The 1,663-nt window shown below is 47.9% G+C and carries 3 protein-coding genes; all 3 read left to right on the top strand.

Annotation, left to right across the window (positions count from 1 at the left end; all coding sequences use genetic code 11):
• A partial coding sequence (locus ACUVJL_RS00055) for a preprotein translocase subunit SecY (protein ID WP_445243965.1) occupies positions 1-520 on the top strand: 520 nt, incomplete at its 5' end.
• 5 nt (positions 521-525) lie between these two features.
• Positions 526-1,110, top strand: coding sequence for an adenylate kinase (locus ACUVJL_RS00050; protein ID WP_445243964.1), 585 nt, complete (start codon positions 526-528; stop codon positions 1,108-1,110).
• Positions 1,111-1,399: 289 nt separating this feature from the next.
• Positions 1,400-1,624 carry a translation initiation factor IF-1 gene (infA, locus tag ACUVJL_RS00045; RefSeq protein ID WP_006276978.1) on the top strand — a complete coding sequence of 75 codons (225 nt, stop codon included), beginning with the start codon at positions 1,400-1,402 and terminating at the stop codon, positions 1,622-1,624.
• The last annotated feature ends 39 nt before the right edge of the window (positions 1,625-1,663 follow it).

Here is a 1,663-nt window from a genome sequence, read left to right as displayed (position 1 = left end):
CTATCTGCCCCTGCGCTTGAATCAAGGCGGAGTGATGCCGATTATTTTTGCATCTTCGGTTTTGATTGTGCCTTCTTTCCTCGCTCAGTCTCTCAATAACCCGTTTTTGGTTCAAGTTGCTAATGTTTTGAGTCCGAACGGGCCGGCGCCTTGGGCTTACGCGCTGTTTTATCTGACTTTGATTCTGTTTTTCAGCTATTTCTACGCTTCGTTGATTGTGAACCCCGTAGATATGTCTCAGAACTTGAAGAAAATGGGCGCCAGCATTCCTGGAATTCGTCCGGGTCAGAAAACAAGCGATTATATTGAGAAGGTTTTGAACCGTTTGACTTTCTTGGGAGCGATATTTCTCGGTCTGGTGGCTATTGTACCAACTGCTGTAGAAAGTGCGATCGGCGTGCAAACTTTTAGAGGTTTTGGCGCAACTTCCCTGCTGATTCTGGTGGGCGTGGCGATCGAAACTGCTAAGCAAATTCAAACTTACGTCATCTCCCAGAGATATGAAGGAATGGTTAAGTAATCGCAATGCAATTTATTTTCATGGGACCTCCAGGGGCAGGAAAGGGAACTCAGGCTCAGATATTAGCCGCTCTCTGGAAAATACCCCACATTTCTACGGGCGAAATCCTGCGCGCCTGCGTGGTGGCGAAAACTGCCTTGGGGCTAAAGGCGCAAGCCTACATGGACAGGGGTGAGTTGGTTCCGGACCAATTGCTGATGGATATCGTGCAGGAACGCTTGAATGAACCGGACGCTAATGCTGGCTGGATTCTAGACGGCTTTCCCCGCACGGTCGCCCAGGCAACTTTTTTAGACAAACTGCTGCACGAGCTCAGCGGTGCCGAGGGGAGTACACCGAACCCGAAATTTGGTATCAAAGCTGTTAATCTCGACGTGCCTGACGACATTTTGGTGTCTCGCCTGCTGTCGCGGGGCCGGGAGGATGACAATGAGGAGACGATCCGCCGCCGGTTGCAAGTTTATCGCGAGCAAACTGAGCCTTTGATTGATTTTTACCGCGGCCGCCAACAGTTAGTTGCGGTTGATGGCGATCGATCGATGGAATTAGTCACCGCAGAACTGCAACAATCTCTCTCGAACCACTCTTGAACCCTCTCAATACAGCTTGTTGCTCACAAGCTTTTGCTAAGATATGTTAACTAGGCGCTTTTTGTGCTATCAGGTTTTGTGAGGGTTGCTAGAGACCGGATTGAACTCGATACTAATTGCCACAACTTTACTCAAGTAAAGCTAAAACGAGGGGTTGGTTGAGTCAAGAAGTCGATCGAGTCGCCCGAATTCTTGCCCTTCCGTTTGACCCCTACCAGTAAATAGGTTTTGAGGCCCAGCCGCGGGATACTCCTAGTTAATCAAATGTAGAGTTGAGGTAAATACCAAATTGTCTAAGCAAGATTTGATTGAAATGGAAGGGACAGTGACGGAATCCCTTCCCAATGCGATGTTTCGCGTTGACCTAGATAATGGGTTTAACGTGCTGGCTCACATTTCCGGAAAGATCCGTCGCAACTACATCAAAATTCTGCCTGGCGATCGCGTCAAAGTCGAATTGACTCCCTACGACTTGACCAAAGGCAGGATTACTTATCGCCTTCGGAAAAAATAGGCTTAGATAAAACTTTCTAAAAACTAATTCTAAGTTTAA

This window comes from Microcoleus sp. OTE_8_concoct_300 (genome assembly GCF_031383065.1).
Taxonomy (GTDB): domain Bacteria; phylum Cyanobacteriota; class Cyanobacteriia; order Cyanobacteriales; family Microcoleaceae; genus Microcoleus.
Note: the sequence above shows the minus strand (reverse complement) of the source record. Positions and strands in the feature narration are given on the sequence as shown.